Source organism: Leifsonia sp. AK011 (genome assembly GCF_013410945.1).
GTDB lineage: Bacteria > Actinomycetota > Actinomycetes > Actinomycetales > Microbacteriaceae > Rhodoglobus.
The window spans coordinates 1,872,465-1,889,481 of record NZ_JACCCH010000001.1; the positions used below are offsets into that span (position 1 = coordinate 1,872,465).

At 67.4% G+C, this 17,017-nt stretch carries 15 protein-coding genes; 7 read left to right on the forward strand and 8 right to left on the reverse strand.

Going from position 1 to position 17,017, the window contains the following annotated elements:
* Positions 1 to 30: 30 nt before the first annotated feature.
* Positions 31 to 1,350 (reverse strand): FAD-binding oxidoreductase, encoded by a 1,320-nt coding sequence (locus HDC94_RS09160; RefSeq protein ID WP_179496856.1) that lies wholly within the window; start codon positions 1,348 to 1,350, stop codon positions 31 to 33.
* Positions 1,351 to 1,395: 45 nt separating this feature from the next.
* On the opposite strand from HDC94_RS09160, the gene HDC94_RS09165 reads away from it, so the two are divergent.
* Positions 1,396 to 2,049, forward strand: coding sequence for an HdeD family acid-resistance protein (locus tag HDC94_RS09165; protein WP_179496858.1), 654 nt, complete (start codon positions 1,396 to 1,398; stop codon positions 2,047 to 2,049).
* A 56-nt stretch (positions 2,050 to 2,105) separates the two neighbouring features.
* On the opposite strand, the gene HDC94_RS09170 is transcribed toward HDC94_RS09165, so the two are convergent.
* Complete coding sequence (locus HDC94_RS09170) at positions 2,106 to 2,480, reverse strand: DUF5997 family protein (protein ID WP_179498984.1); 375 nt, start codon at positions 2,478 to 2,480, stop codon at positions 2,106 to 2,108.
* A 165-nt stretch (positions 2,481 to 2,645) separates the two neighbouring features.
* Between HDC94_RS09170 and HDC94_RS09175 the strand changes: the two genes are divergently transcribed.
* On the forward strand, positions 2,646 to 3,287 hold the full coding sequence (locus HDC94_RS09175; protein ID WP_179496860.1) for a LysR family transcriptional regulator substrate-binding protein: 642 nt from the start codon (positions 2,646 to 2,648) through the stop codon (positions 3,285 to 3,287).
* On the opposite strand, the gene HDC94_RS09180 is transcribed toward HDC94_RS09175, so the two are convergent.
* On the reverse strand, positions 3,274 to 3,699 hold the full coding sequence (locus HDC94_RS09180) for a DUF1761 domain-containing protein (protein ID WP_179496862.1): 426 nt from the start codon (positions 3,697 to 3,699) through the stop codon (positions 3,274 to 3,276). The two genes, HDC94_RS09175 and HDC94_RS09180, sit on opposite strands and share 14 nt — an antisense overlap.
* A gap of 125 nt (positions 3,700 to 3,824) precedes the next feature.
* Between HDC94_RS09180 and HDC94_RS09185 the strand changes: the two genes are divergently transcribed.
* From HDC94_RS09185 to HDC94_RS09200, 4 genes are all read left to right on the forward strand, one after another.
* Positions 3,825 to 4,541 (forward strand): hypothetical protein, encoded by a 717-nt coding sequence (locus HDC94_RS09185; RefSeq protein WP_308495686.1) that lies wholly within the window; start codon positions 3,825 to 3,827, stop codon positions 4,539 to 4,541.
* Positions 4,538 to 6,088 carry a DNA polymerase Y family protein gene (locus HDC94_RS09190; protein WP_179496864.1) on the forward strand — a complete coding sequence of 517 codons (1,551 nt, stop codon included), beginning with the start codon at positions 4,538 to 4,540 and terminating at the stop codon, positions 6,086 to 6,088. The genes HDC94_RS09185 and HDC94_RS09190 overlap by 4 nt, the downstream gene beginning before the upstream one ends.
* 17 nt (positions 6,089 to 6,105) lie before the next feature.
* Positions 6,106 to 9,552, forward strand: coding sequence for an error-prone DNA polymerase (locus HDC94_RS09195; protein ID WP_179496866.1), 3,447 nt, complete (start codon positions 6,106 to 6,108; stop codon positions 9,550 to 9,552).
* 150 nt (positions 9,553 to 9,702) lie between these two features.
* Positions 9,703 to 9,906, forward strand: a complete 204-nt coding sequence (locus HDC94_RS09200) for a cold-shock protein (protein WP_179496868.1) — start codon at positions 9,703 to 9,705, stop codon at positions 9,904 to 9,906.
* A gap of 132 nt (positions 9,907 to 10,038) precedes the next feature.
* On the opposite strand, the gene HDC94_RS09205 is transcribed toward HDC94_RS09200, so the two are convergent.
* The 3 genes from HDC94_RS09205 to HDC94_RS09215 form a co-directional block, all read right to left on the reverse strand.
* Positions 10,039 to 11,811 (reverse strand): DEAD/DEAH box helicase, encoded by a 1,773-nt coding sequence (locus HDC94_RS09205; RefSeq protein ID WP_179496870.1) that lies wholly within the window; start codon positions 11,809 to 11,811, stop codon positions 10,039 to 10,041.
* Positions 11,812 to 11,887: 76 nt separating this feature from the next.
* A complete protein-coding gene (dinB, locus tag HDC94_RS09210; RefSeq protein WP_179496878.1) occupies positions 11,888 to 13,135 on the reverse strand; it encodes a DNA polymerase IV in 1,248 nt (415 codons plus the stop codon).
* 101 nt (positions 13,136 to 13,236) lie between these two features.
* Complete coding sequence (locus HDC94_RS09215) at positions 13,237 to 13,503, reverse strand: GlsB/YeaQ/YmgE family stress response membrane protein (RefSeq protein ID WP_179496880.1); 267 nt, start codon at positions 13,501 to 13,503, stop codon at positions 13,237 to 13,239.
* 273 nt (positions 13,504 to 13,776) lie between these two features.
* On the opposite strand from HDC94_RS09215, the gene HDC94_RS09220 reads away from it, so the two are divergent.
* Positions 13,777 to 14,550 carry an SGNH/GDSL hydrolase family protein gene (locus tag HDC94_RS09220; protein ID WP_179496882.1) on the forward strand — a complete coding sequence of 258 codons (774 nt, stop codon included), beginning with the start codon at positions 13,777 to 13,779 and terminating at the stop codon, positions 14,548 to 14,550.
* On the opposite strand, the gene HDC94_RS09225 is transcribed toward HDC94_RS09220, so the two are convergent.
* Together HDC94_RS09225 and HDC94_RS09230 are read right to left on the reverse strand one after the other, a co-directional pair.
* The gene (locus tag HDC94_RS09225; RefSeq protein WP_179496884.1) at positions 14,551 to 15,573 is read right to left on the reverse strand and encodes an acyl-CoA desaturase; all 1,023 of its coding nucleotides are present in this window, start codon (positions 15,571 to 15,573) and stop codon (positions 14,551 to 14,553) included.
* Positions 15,574 to 15,772: 199 nt separating this feature from the next.
* The gene (locus tag HDC94_RS09230; RefSeq protein WP_308495687.1) at positions 15,773 to 17,014 is read right to left on the reverse strand and encodes a D-alanyl-D-alanine carboxypeptidase; all 1,242 of its coding nucleotides are present in this window, start codon (positions 17,012 to 17,014) and stop codon (positions 15,773 to 15,775) included.
* Positions 17,015 to 17,017 lie beyond the last annotated feature (3 nt).

Here is a 17,017-nt window from a genome sequence, read left to right on the forward strand (position 1 = left end):
GCTGGCCATCAAGGCCATGGATACATTCGGTCACTCGGGCGCAACGTTCTGGTTGAGGCGGAAAAGGTTTGTCGGATCCCACACGGCTTTCACCGAACGCAGGCGCTCCAGTGTGGCAGGCGGATAGATCTCGGCGAGCACGCCCGGTCCCGTGCGGGAGATGAACGAGCTGAAGGTGCCAACTCGCGGGCCGGGCAACTCATTCCACCGGTCGATGATCCGCTGCTGTTGCGCCTGGTCGGCATCGCCGGGGAGCAGGATGGCGCTGAAGAGGAGAGCCTCGCTCTCGCGATACGCCACGGCCGTGGCATCCGACGGAACACGCGAGAAGGCACCCCCCAGGCTGCGCGCGGAGAAGACCGCGAGCCCCAGGTCGGCCCAGAGCGCGGTGACCGCGTCGATGAGCTCGTCGGTGAGGTTCGGCGTGAAGGAGGCATTGTCGACGACGGTGAGCGGCACGGGGGGAACCGGGGCCTCGTTGAGCAGGCTCGCATAGGTGGCGGGGGCAACCGTGTGCGCCGTGACGCCCGGCATCGACAGAAGGGGTGCGAGCGCTGCCGTTGCAGTGTCGAGATCTTTGCCAGCCCAGCAGGCGACGATCTGAACGGATGCCGGGGCCTCCGGCCCGAACGCCGGCAACCCCAGGAACGTCGCGCTGAGCTCGTCGGGAGCTTCGCGCATCACGTCACGCCACGTTCTCATCGCGGCCGATACGTACGCGGGGTCGATCGAGATGGTCGCGCCGATGACACCGGGGAGCCGCCGTGCACGAACCGTGTAGGAGGTGACGACTCCGAAGTTGCCACCGCCACCGCGAAGAGCCCAGAACAGGTCGGGATTCTGGTGCTCGCTTGCAGTCACCAGCTCGCCGGCCGCGGTGACCACCTCTGCTTCGACGAGGGTGTCGATCGTAAGACCCACCAGGCGCACGAGCCACCCCACTCCCCCGCCCAGGATGAGACCGCCGACACCCACGGACGACGTATCGCCTGAGGTCACGGCCAGTCCGTGCTCTCCGAGAGTCTCCGCCACGGTTCCCCAGACGGACCCCGGGCCGAGCCGAACGAGGTCATTCTCGAGGACCTCGATGTCGACGAGCCGGGACAGGTCGATGAGCAGTGTCGGGCTCGACGAGACGAAATTGTGTCCGCTGTGTCCGCCGCTGCGGACCGCGGGAAGGATGCCACGGCTCGCCGCGTAGCGCACCGCCAGGGCCACATCGGCAGGAGTCTCGGGCAGCACTATGCCGACCGGTGCGGCCGCTGCACCCAGGGATGCGCGGGCCGGGTCGTAATCAGGCGAATCGGGGGTGATGACCTCACCCCTGAACTGGGTGGGAAAATCGCTCATGCTCACGCTCCCATCCTTGCACTGCCCTCCGATACGGTGGGTGCCATGACTGATCCCACGTCCTCATCCGCACCCCTCGACGACCCGCTGGAAGAAGCGGTCGAGGAGGTCGAACAGCCCCTCGTGCAGCTCAGCGCGGGCCCCTGGTGGCTCGTTCTGGTTCGCGGCATCCTCGCCATCATCTTCGGTATTCTCGCGCTCATCTGGCCGGCGTCCGCCTTCCTCGCGATCGCCATCGTCTTCGGTGCCTACGCCCTCGTCGACGGCATCACCGAGATCGTGCACGCCGTGCGCATCCGCAACACCACGCCGCGCTGGGGCTGGCTGCTGTTCGCGGGCATCGTGTCCGTGCTCGCCGGTCTCGCCGCGCTCATCCTGCCGGGCCTCGCGGGCCTGCTCGGTGGCCTGTTCCTGCTGTGGACGATCGTGTTCTACAACATCACCCACGGTGTCATGGTCATCGGCTCGGCCTCCGGCGCCGTCGGCAAGGGAAGGACCTGGGCCATCGTGGCCGGCGTCGCGAGCATCCTGTTCGGTATCGCTCTCGGCATCCTCGTCTGGACGGTGCCCGGTGCCGCGATCTTCGGACTCGTCTTCGCGATCGGCATCTACGCCATTGCCTTCGGCATCATGCTCGCGATCGCCGCCATCCAGGCGCGCACCCACGGCAAGGAGACCGTCGAGGCGCAGTTCGCGTAACTCGCACTCACAAGGGCGTCGGGGCTTCGGCTCCGGCGCCCCGTGTCGTTAAGGGGCTACCGTCCGCCCTGGCGGAGCTTCTCCTTGGCGGCACGCTCGCTCTTGACGCGAGCGTTCTCCTCCTGCACCGCGGCGTGCACGGCGCGCTCGGCGGAGAGCCACTCGGGCATCTCCACGAGGAGGCTCTTGATCTCCGTCGTCGTCATGACGTCACGAACCCCGGCACGGGCGAGTCCGGATGCCGAGATCCCCAGCTTCTGCGCAACCACCGCTCGCGGGTGGGGGCCGTTCTGCCGAAGGTCCACTAGCCACTCGGGCGGGGACGACACAAGCTCGGCGTATTCCGCGCGAGTCACCGTGCCGTCCTGGAACTCCTGCGGCGTGGCGGGCAGGTAGATGCCCAGCTTCTTTGCCGCGGTGGCGGGCTTCATCGTCTGGTCTGACACGTGACAAGGGTAGCGCGGTGTGTCAGCTAGGCCCCGCCGATGATGTTGTCAGTTCTGTCGAGACTCCATCTGTGGTGGGTTCGGCTGGCACCACAGTCGCCACGAATGGAGTCTCGAGGGTGAAGCACAGCCGCGCGGTAGCCTGAGGCGGTGACCCAGCCCTTCGTTGTTGCCTTCGTGCCGGGGGTCACGCCGGGTAAGTGGGCGCGGGTCTGGGCAGAACGGATGCCGCGGCATCCACTCACCCTGACCCCTCTGTCGCAGGCCGGGGCCGTCGGTGCGCTGGCCTCACGTAAGGTCGACGCGGTGTTCGTGAGGATGCCCGTGCCCGAGGAGTTCGCGGCGATCCCGCTCTATGAGGAGCAGCCGGTCGTCGTCATGGAGAAGGAACACCTGCTGTCGGCATTGGACGCCGTGGAGCCCGCCGACCTGGAGGGCGTGCACGTGATCGAGGGCGAGTGGGGCGCAGCCGTCGAACTCGCGGCCACCGGTGTCGGCGTGGCGATCATGCCGCAGTCGGTGGCCCGCGCGCTGTCGCGGAAGGACGTGGTGGCGAGGCCAGCCGTGGAGCAGCCGACGACGCGCATCGCGCTGGCGTGGCATCCCGACGCCGCGACGGAGCTCACGGAGGAGTTCATCGGCATCGTGCGCGGGCGCACGGCGAACAGTTCGCGCGGGTCGGAGAAGGAGGAGCCGGCACCCGCGCCGAAGAAGACGGCACCGAAGCAGACCCAGAAACCGAAGGCGCGCGTCAAGTACCCGCGCCAGGCGAAGCGGTCTAAGCGGCGCTGATTCCGACGAGGCCGATGATGAGCGCCATGACGAGGACTGTCACGAGCTCGTGGCCGATTGTCAGGATGGTGAGCCCCGCGGGGCGGCGTTCGAAGGCATCGTGCGTGATGACGCGCGCCGCCGTGAAGCCTGCCCAGAGGATGACCGCCGTGATGAGGGTGTTGGCGAGGAAGTTGCCGCCGTAGAAGTCCTGTGCGATCGCGGCGGCGCCCGCGAGCACGAGTGCGGTGATGAAGCTCACGATGATCGTGAGGATGATCTGCGGAACCCCGCTGCCCATCGTCGACTCGTCGATCTTCGCGAGGCGCATCCACCGCCTTCCGAAGACGGGGCGTGCGTACCAGATCGCGCCGATGATCATGCTCGAGATGGTGGCCAGGATGACGGCGAGCCAGTTGATCTCAGGAACCATGCGAAACACCTCACTGTGTTCGGGTTGTGTGTGGCACACACAGTAGTCCTCTCTGCCGCTGTGCGACACGCCGTTCACTGTCGGTGGCAGTTGACACCATCGAAGGTATGTTCGAGCATGGTCAAGTGACAGCCGCACTTGCCTCCCCCATACCAGCGCAGTCTCCTGTGCGGTCCGCTGGGGCACCGTCCGACACGGTGCGGGAGTTGCAGGCGCGCATCGGTGCGCTGCAGGCGACGAAGCTCGACGTGCGCACGATCCCGACGCATCCCGCGATCGCGGGGCTCCTCCCCGACGGCGGCCTGCGCCAGGGAGCTGCTTACTCCGTGCAGCGCTCGGCAACGCTGCTCATGGCCCTGCTCGCGGCTCCCTCCGCGGCCGGCGCATGGTGTGGTGTCGTGGGTGTTCCCGAGTTCGGTATCGAGGCTGCCGCACACCACGGCGTGGATCTCGAGCGGCTTGTTCTGGTGCCGAGGCCGGGCGACCAGTGGATGACGGTGACCGCAGCCCTGGCGGACATCATGGGTGTCGTTGTCACACGCCCGCCCGCGAGGGCGAGCGAGGCGAGCGTGTCACGGCTGGCAGCTCGACTGCGCCAGCGGGGCACGACCATGCTCGTGCTCGGGCCGTGGCCCCAGGGCGAGGCGATGTTCTCCCTCGACGAGGGTCATTGGCACGGCATCGGCCAGGGTCATGGGCATCTCGCTGCACGGGAGGTCACGGTGACCGTCACGACCCGCACCGCGGGCCGACCCCGAAGCGCGCGGATGTGGCTACCCGCGGGCGATTCCACGATTGAGCGCATCGCCACTTCACCCACTCGACTGGCGGCGACGGGATGATCGCTGCAGCCTCCCCGGAACGGGTCATCGTGCTCTGGTGCGCGGATTGGCCCGTCACGGCGGCGCTCGACGCCTCTGACATCTCCCCGGAAGCGCCGATCGCCCTCATCGAGAAGGGCATTGTGCTCGCGGCATCCGCCGCTGCCCGCCACGAGGGCGTGCGCCGAGGACTTCGGGTGCGCGAGGCGCAGGCGCGTTGCACCGATCTCGTTGTTGTGCCCTATGACGCCGGTCGGGATGCCCGGGTCTTCGATCCGCTCGTCTCCGCTATCGAGGAGCTCACGCCAGGGGTGACTGTTCTGCGACCCGGTATCTGTGCCGTGAGGGTACGCGGTGCCGCCCGCTACTACGGAGGTGAGCGGCCAGCAGCGCTCGCCCTCGTTTCCCGGCTCGTCGAGCTCGGCGGGGGCCACGTGCGTGCAGGTGTGGCCGACGGCATCTTCACCGCCGAGCTTGCGGCGCGGCGAGCAACGAAGACCGTGGAGATCGTGCCGGCGGGTAACGCCAGCGACTTTCTCGGTCCCCTCGACATCGGAGTGCTGGAGGAGGGGCCGGTTCCGGACGTGACCGGCATCGTCACGTTGCTGAAGAGGCTGGGCATCCACACTCTCGGCCAGTTTGCGGCCCTCGACATCGGTGATGTGCAGACGCGTTTCGGCCCGCAGGGTGCCAGGCTCCACGCACTGGCAGCGGGTAAGGACAGCTGGCCGCTCGTGCCCCGTGTCGTGCCTGACGACATCGATGCCGAGGTCGATTTCGAGCCGGCACTCGAGCTTGTCGACCAGGTCGCGTTCGGGATGCGCCAGGCCGCCGAACGGTTCATCGACGATCTGCTCGCCCGCAGGCTGGTGTGCACCGCGATTCTCGTGCGCCTGGAGTCGGATGCCGGGCAGGCGCATGAGCGCACCTGGCTGCATCCGCGTTCCTTCACCCCGGCCGACGTCATCGACCGGGTGCGCTGGCAGGCGTCCTCGGCCGAGTTCACCGCTGGTATCACCCGCGTCGTCGTCTCACCGGACGCCGTGGATGCCGTTCAGCACCACGAGACGGGGCTCTGGGGTTCCGGCCCCGACGAGCGCATCCACCACGGCCTCTCCCGCGTCCAGGGCCTCCTCGGGCACGAGGCGGTGCTCGTGCCCGCCCTGGGTGGTGGCCGCACGCTCGCCGATCGCCAGCACCTCGTTGCCTGGGGTGATCGCCCGGTCGGGCTCCGTCACAGGGCAGCGCCGTGGCCGGGCCGGTTGCCAGCACCCTTACCTGCAACCGTGTTCGTGCCGCGGCATCCCGTGCACGTCGTCGACGCCCGAGGCGAGCCCGTGTCGGTGGCGGCACGCGGAGCAGTCTCGGCACCACCGGTTCGCATGACCTCGGGCACCCGCACCCTCGAACTCACCGCGTGGGCTGGCCCCTGGCCGGTGGATGAGCGCTGGTGGGCACCGGAGCAGGCGAGCCGTTCCTGGCGCTTCCAGGCGGTGGATGCCACGGGCTGCGGCTGGCTCCTCGTGCTCGACGACAGCGGCTGGTGGGCCGAGGCGCGCTATGACTAGGCAGAGTCGGTGGAGCCATGGGCTGGAATAACCCGCCCGTCTCGTGGTCGGAGTTCGAGCGACGCCTGACCGACGTGAGTCGCCCCGGTTCCGCGCCCCCGCCCGGCGCCGACGGTGGCGACAGCCCCGCATGGTCGTACAAACGCAAGGCGTACGTGCCCCCGGAGGTACCGAGGCAGGATGCCGCGACCCTCGTGCCCTACGCCGAGCTCCACGCGCACTCGAGCTTCAGCTTTCTCGACGGGGCGACCATGCCGGAGATGATGGCCGAGGAGGCCGCCCGTCTCGGCCTCCACGCTCTCGCACTCACCGATCACGATGGTCTCTACGGCACTGTGCGCATGGCGGAGGCCGCGGCGGAGCTCGGGCTCGCCACGATCATCGGCGCGGAACTCTCGCTCGGCCTGAGCGGCCCGCAGAACGGCATGGCCGACCCTGAGGGCAACCACCTGCTCGTGCTCGCCCGACGCGAGGAGGGGTACCACCGTCTCGCCTCGGCGATCACCGCCGGTCAACTGGCCGGTGGCGAGAAGGGCCGGCCGGTGTACCGGCTCGAGGAGCTGGCCGAGCAGGCGGACGGCCACTGGATGATCCTGACGGGATGCCGCAAGGGGGCCGTGCGCAGGGCACTGGGTATCAGCGTTCCCGATGCCGCCGCAGCAGGTGCCGAACTCGACCGCCTCGTCGACCTGTTCGGGCCAGACCATGTCGTCGTGGAACTCTTCGACCACGGCGATCCGCTCGACAGTGCCCGCAACGACGCCCTGGCGCACCTCGCGAGCGAGCGCGGACTGCGCGTCGTCGCGACCAACAACGCCCACTACGCCTCCCCCGACAGCCACCACCTGCACGCGGCCCTCGCCGCAGTACGCGCGCGGCGCAGCCTCGACGAGCTCGACGGCTGGCTTCCGGCCGCAGGTCAGGCACACCTGCGCTCCGGGGCGGAGATGGCCGAGCGGTTCCGCCGCTACCCGGGTGCCGTCGAGAACACGGTGACGATCGCCGACGAGCTCTCCTTCGAGCTGCGTCGCGCCAAGCCGGCGCTCCCCGACCAGGAGGTGCCCGAGGGGCATACCCCCGCGAGCTACCTGCGCGAACTGGTGTGGGAGGGCATCGAGCAGCGCGGCATGGTACTGACGGAGCAGATCAGGGCGCGCATCCACCACGAGCTCGACATCATCGAGGAGAAGAGTTTTCCCGGATACTTCCTCATCGTGTGGGACATCGTGCGGGAGTCGAGGAGCCGCGGGATCCTGTGTCAGGGTCGGGGCTCTGCCGCGGCATCCGTCGTCTGCTACCTGCTCGGCATCACGGCTGTCGACCCGATCCGGTACAAGCTGCCGTTCGAGCGCTTCATCTCCACGATGCGCGAGGAGGAGCCCGACATCGATGTGGACTTCGAGTCCGACCGGCGCGAGGAGATCATCCAGTACGTCTTCGACAAGTACGGGCGACGTAATGCCGCGCAGGTGTGCAACGTCATCCAGTACCGGCCGAAGGCCGCGGTGCGCGACATGGCGCGGGCGCTCGGCTACTCGCCGGGCCAACAGGATGCCTGGTCCAAGCAGGTTGAGAGGTGGACTCCCCTGCCCGACCAGCCGGAGACCGACCACGACATCCCCGACCAGGTGATCTCGCTCGCGCTCGAGGCCATGAAGTTCCCCAGGCACCTCGGCATCCATTCGGGCGGCATGGTGCTCACCAAGCGCCCGGTCGGCGAGGTGGTGCCCGTCGAGCACGCACGCAAGGAGAAGCGCACGGTGCTGCAGTGGGACAAGGATGACTGCGCCTGGATGGGTCTCGTCAAGTTCGACCTGCTCGGCCTCGGCATGCTCTCGGCGCTGCGGTACTGCTTCGAGATCGTCGAGGAGACGCTCGGTGAGAAGCTCGACCTCGACACGATCCCCAAGGAGGAGCAGGGCGTCTACGACCAGTTGTGTCGGGCTGATGCGATCGGCGTGTTCCAGGTGGAGAGTCGGGCCCAGCTGGGGCTCCTCCCCCGCCTGCAACCCCGCGAGTTCTACCACCTCGTCGTGGAGATCGCGCTCGTGCGGCCCGGCCCCATCCAGGGTGGGGCGGTGCATCCCTACGTCCGTCGCAAGATGGGCCAGGAACCCGTGAGCTACGTGCACCCGAACCTCGTCGAGCCGCTCGAACGCACGCTCGGCGTGCCGATCTTCCAGGAGCAGCTCATGCAGATCGCGGTCGCTGTCGGCGGATGCACGCCGGACGATGCCGACCTGCTGCGTCGGGCCATGGGCTCCAAACGCGGTGTCGAGAAGATCGAGAAGCTGCGGGACAAGCTCTACGCGGGTATGGCGGAGAACGGCATCACCGGAGAGGCCGCCGACCAGATCTACGGCGGAATCCAGGCCTTCGCGGGTTTCGGCTTCGCCGAGAGCCACGCCCTGAGCTTCGGCCTCCTCGTCTACGCGAGCGCGTGGCTGCGGTTGCACTACCCCGGGGCGTTCCTCGCGGCCCTACTGCGCGCCCAGCCGATGGGCTTCTACTCCCCCCAGAGCCTGGTGGCGGATGCCCGGCGCCACGGTGTCGAGGTGCTCAGGCCCGACATCCAGCGGTCGATGGCGAACGCCGCGCTCGAGCCGCTCACCCCGGTCCCTGAGGAGGGCGAAGCCCGTCTCGAAGGGCAGCCGGGCCCCAACGGCGACCCGCACTGCCTCGACCGAGAGCAGCCTCCCGTCGGTCCCTTCGACCGGTCAGCGCCCTTCGATACCCGCGACCACCGTCGTGATGGCGCCTACTCCGTGCGACTCGGTCTCGACGAGGTCTCGGGGATCAGCGAGGCGGTGGCCATCCGCATCGTCGAGGAGCGGCAGCAGCACGGCGAGTTCCGCGACATGAACGACCTCGTGCGGCGCACCGGTCTCCTCACGGCCCAACTGGAGGCTCTTGCGGCGGCCGGTGCGTTCGAGTGTTTCGGGCACACCACCCGGGAGGCTCTCTGGAACGCCGGCAACGCAGCCCAGGACCGTCCGGAGTTCCTCGCGGGCACGATCGTGTCGGTGCAGCCGCCGCTGTTCGCGATGCCGAACGAGGTGGAGACGATGATGAACGACCTCTGGGCGACGGGAATCTCGACGGACAGCCACCCGGTTGCACATCTTCGCTCCGCATTGCGGGAGCAGGGCATCCTGTCGGCCGACGATCTCGTCACGGCGGAATCCGGCAGGCGAGTTCGTGTTGCTGGGGTCGTCACCCACCGTCAGAGACCGGCGACCGCGAGCGGCATCACGTTCGTGAACCTCGAGGATGAGACGGGTTTCGTCAACGTGATCTGCAGCGTCGGCCTGTGGGGGCGCTACCGCAGGGTTGTCCGGGAGGCTCCGGCGCTCGTGATCCGCGGCACCCTGGAGCGCTCCCCCGAGGGCGTCATCAACCTCGTCGCCGACCAGGTTGAGCACCTCGGAATGGTCCCGAGGACCCGATCGCGAGATTTCCGGTAGATGACATTTAGTTACCGGTTTTCCAAACAATGGCGGCATATGGCAACTACTGCTATAGCCTTGGCAACACGTTCGCGTGCGGTACAACAGCGCCCGCGGATGCGGCCTCGACTGTCGGGGCCAAGCAGAACGCTCCTGGAGGAGTTTTACATGGCACAAGGCACCGTCAAGTGGTTCAACGCGGAAAAGGGTTTTGGTTTCATTGCCCCTGAGGACGGAAGTCCTGACGTGTTCGCCCACTACTCGGCAATTCAGTCGAACGGCTACCGGTCTCTCGATGAGAACCAGAAGGTAGAGTTCGACATCACCCAGGGCCCGAAGGGCCCGCAGGCGGAGAACATCCGCCCCATCTGATCTTGCTTCCCACCCGCACCGCCGCCACATTGCCCCGCAATGGAGCGGAACGGCGGTTTTGGGTATCAGTTCAGTAAAGCAAAACGCCTCGGCTTCGGCCGGGGCGTTTTGTCTTTCCCGGAATGAACCGGTCTACTGGCGCAGCCCGCGCCGCACGTAGTCGATCCGGGCCTGCAGCTGTGCGACGGTGGCCTGCGCAACGGCCGGACCGCCGCAGACTCTGCGTAGCTCCGCGTGGATGAGCCCGTGCGGCTCGCCGGAGATCTTCGACCGCATCCCCACGAGCGAGTTCAGCAGCGTGCGCTGCTCCTTGAGCGTGCGGTACAGCGCGACGGGCTTCTCCTCCGTGGGCTTCGTCGAGGAGCGCCGCTGCTGGCGAGCGTGTCGCTGGCGAAGCAGCTCGCGAACCTGGTCGGGCTCGAGGATGCCGGGGAGCCCGAGAAAATCAAGCTCCTCGTCACTGCCGGTGAAGGCCGCAGCGCCGAACTCGTCACCGTCGAACAGGACATGGTCGAAGTGTGCGTCGGACTCGATCGCCTCCCACGTGAACTCGTCCATGAGCTGGTCGCTCGCCGAGTCCTCCCGGTTCTCCTCGTCGATGAGCCCGTCGTCGAGCAGCTGGTCGTCGTCCCGCTCCCGATCGAGCGCGTGATCGCGCTCGCGTTCGAGGGAACTCGCGAGCGAGAGGAGCGTCGGCACGCTCGGCACGAAGATCGATGCCGTCTCGCCGCGCCGACGTGCTCGCACGAACCGGCCAACCGCCTGCGCGAAGTACAGCGGGGTCGAGGCCGAGGTCGCATAGACCCCCACAGAGAGCCGGGGCACATCCACACCCTCGGACACCATGCGGACGGCCACCATCCACCGCGAGTCACCCTCGGAGAAGGTCTCGATGCGTCTGGACGACTCCTTCTCGTCGGAGAGCACGACCGTCGGTTGCTCCCCCGTGATGGACGTGAGGAGGGCGGCGTAGGCGCGTGCTGCCTGCTGGTCCGTCGCGATGACGAGGCCGCCGGCATCCGGAATCGAATGGCGTACCTCGGTGAGGCGCGTGTTCGCCGCCTTGAGCACCGACTGCATCCACTCTCCGCCGGGGTCGAGAGCGGTGCGCCAGGCCTGGGCCGTGACATCCTTGGTGTCGCCCTCCCCGAGGCGAGCCTCCATCTCGTCGCCCATCTTGGTGCGCCAGCGCATCTTGCCTGCGTAGGCCAGGAACATGACGGGACGCACCACGCCGTCCTGGAGAGCGCGGCCGTAGCCGTAGCTGTAGTCCGTCTGCGAGGTGCGGATGCCCTTCTCGTCGGGCGCGTAGGTGACGAAGGGGATCGGGGCGGTGTCGCTGCGGAACGGCGTGCCGGTGAGGGAGAGCCTGCGCGTCGCCCGCTCGAAGGCCTCGCGGATCGCGTCACCCCAGCTCAGTGCATCGCCGCCGTGGTGAACCTCGTCGAGGATCACTAGCGTGCGTGCCGACTCCGTGATCTCGCGGTGCAGGGATGCCCGCACCGCCACCTGCGCGTACGTGACGGCCATCCCGTGGAACCGCCGCCCGCCCCACGCGGCACCGTTGGAGTATCCCGGGTCGAGTCGTAGGCCTACACGGTGCGCGGCATCCGCCCACTGGCGCTTGAGGTGCTCGGTCGGCGCGACAACGGTGACTCGGTCGACCACTCGCCTGGCGATGAGCTCGACGGCGAGTCGAAGCGCGAAGGTCGTTTTGCCTGCGCCCGGTGTTGCGGCCGCGAGGAAGTCCCGCGGTTCGCGCTCGAAGTACAGGTCGAGGGCCTCGGCCTGCCAGGCGCGGAGCTTGGATGCCGTGCCGCGCGCGGCGCGTTCGGGGTAGGCCGGAGAGAGGTGTTCAGCGGCAAAGGTACCCACTGTGGGGCCTGGTAGCGCTGGTGTACTCACTTGAGAAGACGTTACCCGAGACGAGTGACATGACTCGTCCACGAGCCCGATCTGTCAGGAGTCGGTGCCTGTGGAATCAGTCGCGCTGGCCCAGCCGCGGTCGATCCGTCGCGCGGTGGCCGAGCAGCGCCGCGGGCTTCACCGCACCCTTGCCGAAACGATCGCTCGCGGCATCCATGACGTTCTCCGCCTCGCGCCAGCCCGCCGTGTCGTCCCAGAGGGCCTGCATCATGCCATCAGGGTCGACGAGTTGTTCACCGCGCACACCCACGAGACGCACCGGGCGACCGCCCTCGCGCGCGGTGTCGTAGATCGCTCGCACCTCCTCGTAGATCTGCCTCCCGAGATCCGTGGGGTCCGGGAGGGTCCGGGACCGCGTAATCGTCGTGAAGTCCGAGAAGCGCAGTTTGAGCACGACGGTTCGCGCGCGCAACCCGTGTCGACGCAGGCGCACAGCGACCATGTTCGACAGGCGCAGGAGTTCGCGGTGGATGGCGGTGGCATCCGTCACATCGGTGCTGAAGGTCATCTCGTGCCCGACGCTCTTCTCCTCCGCCCCTGCTTCGACGACGCGATCGTCGCGGCCCCAGGCGAGGTCGTGCAGCCGACGCGCCGCAGACTCCCCCACAGCGCGGCGGAGCGTGTCGAGATCGGCCCTCGCGAGATCGCCGATCGTGTGTAGCCCTCGCGCCCGCAGAAGCTCCTCCGACTTGGCGCCGACACCCCAGAGCTTGGCGATCGGAAGTGGGTGCAGGAACGCGACCGTCTGGTCCCGCGGCACCACGAGTAGTCCATCGGGCTTGGAGAGCCCCGAGGCGACCTTGGCCACGTACTTGGTGGCAGCGGCACCCACCGAACAGATGAGTCCCGTCTCGGAGCGCACACGGGCGCGCAGCAACTCGGCAACCTGCTGCGGAGACCCGAAGATGGACCGGGCACCCGCGACGTCGAGGAACGCCTCGTCGATGCCGAGCCGCTCGACGGAGGGGGTCAACTCGTCGCAGATCTCGAAGACGCGGCGCGAGTAGTACTGGTAGCGCTCGTAGTGCGGCTCGAGGATGATCGCCTGGGGACACCTCCGCAGCGCGATCGACATCGGCAGGGCGGAGTTCACGCCGAACTTGCGGGCCTCATACGTTGCAGCCGTGACGATCGATCGGGGTGAGTTGTGGCCGACGATCACGGGCTTGCCCACGAGCTCCGGATGATCCAGGAGCTCGACGGAGGCGAAGAAGGCGTCCATGTCGACGTGGAGGATGGGCGCGCTCGAGGAGTCGATGACACCCGTGGTGACCTGGCGGTCACGGCCGTCCTGCTTGCCCATGGAGCCATCCTCGCAGGTGCTGCCGACGCCACCCCGTTGCGGCCGGAAACGACGAGGGGCGGATGCTCCGTTGCATCCGCCCCTCGTATCGGTTCTGCCTGCTACGCCCTCCGGCGTCCGCGGATCGCACCGAAGATCGCGAGCACGATGAGTGCACCGATCACGGCCCAGAACCACGAGACGAATGAGAAGAAGCCGTTGGAATCGAGCAGATTCTCGCCGAAGAAGAGCTGCGAGATCCATCCGCCGAGCAACGCGCCGATCACGCCGAGAACGATCGTGAGGAACCAGCCGACACGCTGGCGAAGGATGAGCTTCGCGATGACGGCGGCGATGATCCCGAGAATGAGAACGGCAAACCAACCCATATGACACTCCAACCGTTGTAGCGGGCACCTGCGCACCGCAGGCCCAGCTTGGCACTCCCCCAGGCGCAGCAACAAGGGGCAGAAGTGCGATGCAGCGGAGGCGGCGAATCCCGAGTGCGTCGCCCCCGCTGCGGAACAATCGACGCTGTAATCGATCGTGGATGCGGGAAACCCGCACCGTGCTGTCATCCTGTCACTCCCCCCAACGGGGGGGCAACCTCCTCGCGCCGTGTCCCTGCGCATGTGTTCACTTTCGTGCGAGATGCTGGAGCTATGGCACAGCAGCACCCGTGGAGCAGATATGTGGCGATCGGTGATTCCTTCACCGAGGGAATCGGCGATCCGGAACCGGACTCCCCGGGCGGTCATCGAGGGTGGGCGGACCGCGTTGCCGAAGTCCTGAACGAGGGAACGGAGGGTTTCGCCTACGCGAACCTGGCCATCCGCGGCAGGCTCCTCCAGCAGATCGCCGACGAGCAGGCGGATGCCGCTCTCCTCCTCAAACCCGACCTCATCAGTGTCTCGGCCGGCGGTAACGACATCATCCGCCCCGGCACGGATCCCGACGACGTGGCGGCCCGGTTCGAGACGCTCATCGAGAAGCTCCGCAGCGACGGGGCGACCGTCGTCATGTTCAACGGCCCGGACATCGGCATGACGCCCGTCCTGCGGCGCGTTCGGGGCAAGGTGGCGATCTACAACGAGAACCTGCGCGCCATCGCGCAGCGGCACGACGCGATCGTCGCCGACATGTGGGCCCTGCGCGAGCTCACCGATCCTCGCATGTGGGCGCCCGATCGCCTGCATTTCTCGCCACTCGGGCACCACACCATTGCCCGCATGGTGCTGCAGGCGCTGAACGTCGAGAACGATCTCGAGCCCTACAAACCGGAGCCGCTGCCCACCGTCTCGTGGCGCCAGGCGCGCGTCGGAGACGTCGGCTGGGCGCGCGAATACCTCGTGCCGTGGGTGCTCAGACGGATTCGGCACCAGTCGTCAGGTGACAACGTGGTGCCGAAGCGTCCGGGGTTCACCCCCGAGGCGTAGTTACGCGATGCCGGTGTAGCCGACGCGTCCGGCAGCGGGGCAGGCGAACGGGTCGCGTGCAGGACCCTGGCCTACCTCGTTGAGGTAGTTGATGACGGCCACGTACGACGAGGCGAGCGACACCTGCGTGTACAGGATGCCCCTGCTCTCGCAGAACTCGCGAACGATCTCCGCAGCGTGACGCAGGTGCGGGCGCGGCATGCTCGGGAACAGGTGGTGCTCGACCTGGTAGTTGAGACCACCCATGTAGATGTCGACGGCCGGGCCGCCGGAGATGTTGCGACTCGTGAGCACCTGGCGACGGAGGAAGTCGACCTTCGAGCCCTTGGGCAGGATCGGCATACCCGTGTGGTTCGGGGCGAATGATGCACCCATGTAGAGGCCGAAGACGGCGAGCTGCACACCGAGGAAGGCGAACGCCATTCCGAGGGGCATGATCGCGAAGATCGCAGCGACGAAGCCCACATTGCGAACCGCCAGCAGCACGATTTCGAGCGCGCGCTTGTCGACCTTCGTGCCAGGCGTGAACACCGTCTTGAAGGCGTGGAAGTGGAGGTTGATTCCCTCGAGGAGGAGTGCCGGGAAGAAGAGCCAGCCCTGACGCTGCTGGAGGAAACGTCCGATGGCGGTCTTGGCTGTGGCATCCTCGGCCTGGAAGACGATCGTGTCCGGCATGATGTCCGGGTCCTTGCCCGCCGTGTTCGGGTTGGCGTGGTGACGCGTGTGCTTGCTCATCCACCAGGAGTAGCTGATGCCGACGACGAGGTCGGCCATGAGCCGACCAGCGACGTCATTCGCCTTGCCGGAGGTGAAGACCTGGCGATGCGCGAACTCGTGCGTGACGAAGGCGTACTGCGTGAACAGAATGCCCATCGCGCCTGCCATCAGGAGGGTGAACCAGGTGTCCTGGAGCATCACGGTGCCGAACCAGGCGGCGACCATGGCGGTCGTGATCGCGGCGAGGAGCACGAAGTAGAACGTGCGACGGCGACGAAGGAGCCCAGCGTCGCGCACCGTGTTCATGAGTGCTGAGAACTCGGAGAGTTGGTTTCCCACACCCCGCTGTCCCGTACGGATGATGGGGCCGGAAGACGATACGTCAGAAGCGGGCACGTGACCTCAGAAGTTCAGATGACTTCACAGCCACACGGAGTCGAGCAGATGCTCGGGATGCTGCGAGCCTATCTGTCGGCGGTGCGAAACGGTGGATATCAGGCAAGCATCAGAACAACTCACCGGGGTTTCCCAGTCGCCACCACGGCCCGGGGTCGTCGATCGACTCCTCGACCACGAGCGGAACCACGGCAGTCCGATCGCCGACTGTGAATCTCACAGAGCCGACCTCGGTTCCCGCCGTGGCCAGGTGGATGTCGCCTATGGCGATGTCCGCGGTAATCGGCAGTTCCGACCACGCGAGCATCGAGCTGCCCTCGGATGCCACGACGTTCGAGGCGTCGCCCCACGCGGTCGAATAGCTTCCGAAAACCTGCCCCTGCGTTGCGAGATCGATCGAGCGGAAGCCCTGGTCGACCTCGGCCAGCAGCGTGCGAATCGCGGCATTGATCGTGTCGTGGTCGGGGCCTCCGAGCACGACGCCCACGAGGGTGACCGTCTCCCCCGCGATCATGTGGTCGGCGGAGAACAGCAGGCACGCGCCCGACTCGTCGAGGGTGCCGGTCTTGATGCCGTCGACGCCGTCGATGCCCAGTAGTCCGTTGCGGTTCTCCACGAGTCCGATCCCCGGGATGTCCACCGAGGCCGTTGCGGCGATCTCGGCGACGACCGGGTTGTCGAGTGCGAGTTTGGCGAGGGCGATGAGGTCGGTGACCGTGCTCGTATTGGTCGGCTGGATGCCCGTGGCATCCGTGATCGTCGTGCCGGTGAGGCCGTTCTCGCCGAGCCACGCGGCCGCTGCCTCCACGTAGGCGGCCTCGCTGCCGAACGCCCACGCTGCGGCGGATTGCGCGTAGTTGTTGGCGGATGCCATGAGCGCGAGGTCGAGCATGTTCCGCTCGCTCATCGTCTGGCCGACCGCGACGGGCGCCACAATGCCGTCCTGAGCGACCTGCTCCGCGTAGAACTGCTCGTCAGCCGGCCCGAAGGTCGCACTGGGACCTTGTTCTCCCGGCTGGAGTGGGTGCGCGTCCAGTACGACGAGAGCAGTGACGACCTTGGAGATCGAGGCGATGGGCAGGGCGTCCTCCGTTCCCGAACGAGCGAGAACCCCGTCGTACCCCACGGCGCCGATGCCCGCAGCGCCGTAGGGCGGGAAGGACAGCACCGGTGTCACAGGCTCAATCGCCGAGTATGGGGCGACCACGGCCGATGAGGTGGGGGCGGGGGCGAGCAGGGTCAGAGGAAGGTAGAAACCCGCGGCAAGAACGAGGGCCGCAGCCGTGAACACGGTGATCCGTCGCCGGCGGTAGATCTGCTTCTTCGTCAGCGCGGGGGTTGTCTGTGGCACCCG